This is a genomic window from Hymenobacter agri, from assembly GCF_054778495.1.
In genome coordinates, this window is the sequence record NZ_BAAGZM010000347.1 from 1 (window position 1) to 4,461 (window position 4,461).

At 62.4% G+C, this 4,461-nt stretch carries 4 protein-coding genes; all 4 read right to left on the minus strand.

Annotated features, from left to right (window positions below):
* Positions 1-1,177, minus strand: a 1,177-nt coding sequence (locus ACYVDE_RS15355; RefSeq protein WP_460502415.1) for an SLC5/6 family protein, incomplete at its 3' end; no start/stop codon positions are given.
* 43 nt (positions 1,178-1,220) lie between these two features.
* Complete coding sequence (locus tag ACYVDE_RS15360) at positions 1,221-1,466, minus strand: hypothetical protein (protein ID WP_460502416.1); 246 nt, start codon at positions 1,464-1,466, stop codon at positions 1,221-1,223.
* Positions 1,467-1,562: 96 nt separating this feature from the next.
* Entirely contained in the window at positions 1,563-3,056 is a 1,494-nt protein-coding gene (locus tag ACYVDE_RS15365) for an MFS transporter (RefSeq protein ID WP_460502417.1), read from the minus strand.
* Positions 3,057-3,111: 55 nt separating this feature from the next.
* The coding region (locus ACYVDE_RS15370; protein WP_460502418.1) for a hypothetical protein at positions 3,112-4,461 on the minus strand (1,350 nt) is incomplete at its 5' end.

A 4,461-nucleotide genomic window follows, 5' to 3' on the forward strand; every position in this document is an offset into this window, starting at 1 on the left:
GGCGGCTTTCGAGGGCCACGCGGCCGAGGTAGGCAAACCAGCGCGCTTGGCCTTGCGAGCGGGCGGCGGGCACGCGCACCAGCAGCGGCATGAGCAGGTGGTTGCTCATCATCACGCTCAGGGCCACAGTTTCGACGATAATCATGCTGCTGGCCGCCGACAGCCCGCCCAAATAAGTGAGCAGTGCCAGCCAGGAGTGACCGGCCGCCAGCGGCAGCGCCAGCACGTAGGTATCGGCATCGAGGCCGGAGCGGCCCAGCTTCAGCATCCCGCCGAAGGCAATGGGCAGCACAAACAGGTTGATGATGATGAGATAGAGCGGAAACAGCCACATGGCCTTGCGCAGGTGGTTTTCGTCCACGTTCTCCACCACTGCCACCTGAAACTGCCGCGGCAGCAGCAGCACCGCCGCCATGCTCAGCACCAGCAGCGTAAACCATTCGGCCCCGCTCGTGCCCGAGCCTTTCAGCGTAAACAGCTGTCGCAGCGCCGGCTCTGCCGCCGCCTGGTCGAACACGTCGGCGAACCCGTGGAACAGTCCGAACGTGACGAAGCCGCCCAGCACCAGAAACGCCACCAGCTTCAGCAGGCTTTCGACGGCCACGGCCAGCACAATGCCCTCGTGCCGCTCGGTGGCTTCCACCGAACGCACCCCGAACAGGATGGTAAACACCGCCAGCGCCCCGGCCGTGTATAGGGCCGTAGTGGCCGCCGGCCCGCCCACCCCCGCCCCACTGCCCGTGAGCGTGACGAAGGAAGCCGCAATGGCTTTAATCTGCAAGGCGATGTAGGGTACGATGCCCAGGACGCACACCACCGTAACAAGCGCGCCCAGCCCGGCACTCTTGCCATAGCGGGCCGAAATGAAATCGGCAATAGAGGTAAGCCGCTGCTGCCGGCTTACCCGAATAATTTTGCGCAGCACCAGCCACCAGGCCGGAGCCAGCAGCGTGGGGCCCAGATAGATACCCACGAATTGCAGCCCGCTGTGCGCCGCCCGCCCCACCGAGCCGTAATACGTCCAGGCCGTGCAGTATACGGCCATGCTCAAGGCGTATACATAAGGGTTGCTCACAAGGCTTTTCCGGGCGGCCGACCGGCGCTCAGCCGCGTAGGCCACGCCGAACAGCAGGGCCAGGTAGCCGAAGGAAAAACCAATGACGAGCAGCTTGGACATTGCTACAATGGGTGAATGAATTGCTGAATGGGTGAATAACGTTCTAGCTTTCCTCCTCCGCCCCACTCCTTTTCCGCACCAGCCAGCCCGTCAGCGCCACCAGCGCCAGCCACGTCAGCAGCACGTAGAGGTAGAACACCGGCACCCCAACCACGCGCCCGTCGTGGTCGAACACGGCCAGCAGCGGGTAGTTGAGCAGCACCCCGAAAAGCACCGCCAGAAACAGCAGCTTCGGGCCGCGGCGCGGGGCCGGGCGGGCCGAGGGCGAGGGCGAAGTGGGTGGAATCATGGCGGGGATTGAGATGAGTATGCCTTCAATCTAAGAAAAAGTCCGCCGGGCGCGGGGCCCGGCGGACTTTTCTATCGTTCCGCAACGAGCCGGAAACTAGGCGGCAGGCTGGTCGTCAATCAGTTTCACGTTGCGCACGTCTTTCATCAGGGCCGTGCCCACGAAGAAGCAGATGAGCGCAATCACGACCGGATAAATCAGGCCCACGAGGCTGCTGTGCTCCTTGGCGAAGGTGCCGGCCGGCTGCGCCGCGGCCCACACGCCGATGGAGGTCGCGATGAGCGGCACGAAGCCGCCGAATACGCCGTTGCCAATATGGTAGGGCACCGAGAGCGAAGTGTAGCGCACGCTGGTCGGGAACAGCTCCACCAGGTAGGCGGCAATGGGGCCGTACACCATCGTCACGAACAGCACGAGGCAGAACACCAGCGCAATCATGGCCGGAATGTTGGGCGTGAGGGCTTTCATCACGGCGGGCACGGCTTTGCCAGCGGCATCCACCGTGGCGGGCGTGATTTCGGTGAGCGGCCCGGCAAACGCCTTGATGCCATAGAACAGCGGAATGGTGAACAGTGCACCGCAAATCATGCCCGTCATGATGATTTTTTTCCGGCCAATGCGGTCCGACAGCGAGCCGAAGTACACGAACAACGGCGTGGCCAGCAGCATGGCCACCACCATGATAATGCTCGAATGCACGATATCGAGCTTGAGGGTGGCGTTCATGAAGGTGAAGGCCTGGAACTGGCTGGTGTAGAAAATCACGCCCTGGCCCATCGTCACGCCGAACAGGGCGATGAGGACGAGGCGGCGGTTCACGGGATTCATGAACGAATCGCGCAGGGGGCTTTTGCTGGTGGTGCCGGTGGCCTTGGCCTTGGCAAACAGCGGCGACTCGTGCAGCTTGCGGCGGATATAGTACGAAGCCACCAGCAGGAAGCCCGAGAGCAGGAACGGAATGCGCCAGCCCCACTCCTTAAAGGCATCTTCGCCCATGAGCTTGCGGGTAATCAGAATCACCGAAATGCTGAGAATGAGGCCGCCGGTGGCGGTAATCTGAATAAAGCTGGTGAAGTAGCCGCGCTTGGCATCGGGGGCGTATTCGGCCACGTAGGTGGCGGCCCCGCCGTACTCGCCGCCCAGGGCCAGGCCCTGCAACAGGCGCAGCACCACCACAATGGCCGGTGCGGCCAGCCCGATTTTGTCGTAGCTCGGAATGAGGCCCGTGATGAACGTGGCCCCGCCCATAATCAGCAGTGTCACGAGGAAGGTGTACTTCCGGCCAATCATGTCGCCGAGACGGCCGAAAAACATGGCCCCGAACGGCCGCACCACGAAGCCCGCCCCAAACACAGCCAGCGCGCCCAGCAGCGTGTCCTCAATCTTGCCCTTCGAGCCAAACAGCACCGGCCCGATGATGGCCGCCAGCGAGCCGAAGATGTAGAAGTCGTACCACTCAATCACGGTGCCCACCGACGAGGCCGTAATGACCTGCCAGATGGTGCTGTTCGACGTGGTGTTGTTGTCGTGCGCAATGGCGGCATCTGCCGCCGCCGCCGCGCCGTAGGGCGGTTTCAAGCTCTGTTCCATTCCGTTAGTGAAGAAAAAAGGGTTAGCAATTCAAGCGAAGCAACGGCCGGCGGGCCTACAGAAATACCTGCGTCTGCAGCGTGATTTCGGGGCGGTATTTGAGGTCGTTCACGTTGGTGAAGTCGGGCCGGGCGCGGTAATTGAGCGTGACTTTGGCGTTGTGCCCATCGAGCAGCAGGTTCACGCCCGCATCGGTGATATTCACGCCCTTGGTGCTGCCGTCGCTGGTTTTCAACCCCTCGTAGTTGGCGTGCTGATAGGCCACGTAGGGCTGCAGCCGAGCCTTGGGGCCGAGCAGATTCTTGGGCAGCAGCAAACCCACTTGGCCGTAGAACACGCCACCCGTGCCCGACTGGGGCACCGCGTTGCCGCGCAGCGCCGATGCGCCGTAGCCGGGGTTTTCGCCGCCCACGTAGCGCACGTAGTTTGGGCCGAAGTTGTAGTTGTAGTACACGCCATATAGCGTGAGGGCCGTGCGCGAGGTGGTATCGAGCGGCGCGTCGTAAAAGGCATCGACGCCGAAAAGCTTGATGTCGTGCTTCTCGGTGGGCACCACGGTGTAGAGGTCGGCCCCGGGCGCAATGGTATTCACGTTCACCGAGTTGCTGGCCGAGCGCGAATACATGCCGTCCTTGTTATACATGAAGCCCGCGCCCACGCTGAATACCCGCTTGGTACCCAGGTAGGTGCCCTGCGTGTAGGGCAGCAGGTTGGCCTCGGGCTCCAGGAAGTTGTAGCTGAAATAGCCCTGATACACATGACTGGTATTCTGCGGGTTATACTGCGCCGTATTGGTACCGGTGTTAATGCCGGTAGCCGCATTGGTGACGCCCAGCCCTAGCGGGTTGCCGGTTTGCACGCCGCCCACCACGTAGGCCCCCGAGCCCGAGCCGGGCAGCCCGGTCAGGAACGGGTCGCTCATCGACACGCGGTAGTCGAACTTGCCGATGCGGCCCTTGGCGTACACCCCAATCCAGCGCGCAAACTGGTCGAGCGCGTCGATGGTGGGGAAATTGGTGAGCGGCAGGTCCATCGGCAGAATGCTGGTGGTGCTGGCGCTGCTCAGGCGCGAAATGCCGTTGTAGTAGTGCAGGCCCGCCCCCAGATTCAGGTACTTGTTCACCTTGTACTCCGTCACGGCTTCGTGAATGAAGAACTGCGGCTTTTTGCCATCCACGGTGGGCGACACGCCGCCGCTCACCGAATTCTGGTTGTTGATACCCAGGTGCGTATACACCAGAAACCGCGGGTTGAGCTGGGCAATGAGTACCATGCGCGAGCGCCGGATACCGAAGTCAACCTGGCTTTCCTTGGGCTGGTTGGGCGCCCGTAGCGTGCCGGTGTTGTTCTCATTGTAACGGGCGTACACCTGCGTCCAGAGCATCAGGCGCAGGTATTTGGAGCC